The sequence below is a fragment of the Flavobacterium xizangense genome (assembly GCF_054075145.1).
Genome location: NZ_JBSIPG010000292.1, coordinates 1 through 241, shown reverse-complemented (window position 1 = coordinate 241; position 241 = coordinate 1). Strand labels below are relative to the sequence as shown.

At 41.9% G+C, this 241-nt stretch carries 1 pseudogene; it reads right to left on the bottom strand.

The features are described 5' to 3' along the window. Positions 1-241 (bottom strand): annotated as a pseudogene (locus ACWA1B_RS23485) (hypothetical protein); the annotation flags it as partial.

The following is a 241-nucleotide window of genomic DNA, read 5'->3' as shown; positions in this document are numbered from 1 at the left end:
AGTTTTAGTCGTAGTTTCTTCAATAATAGAAGCGGTCGCAACATCACCAAAAATGAAGTGACAATCACGGTTACGGTAATCTAAGTGACCAGAAGTAATCTCAACATTCACCAATAAAACACGGCGAGCGCCTGAACGAATTGCATCTGCCGCTTGTTTCAAACCAAAAGTAGCAGCTGAACACGCAACATTCATGTCATATGCATAACCTTGAATACCTAGCGCCGACTGGATTTCAATC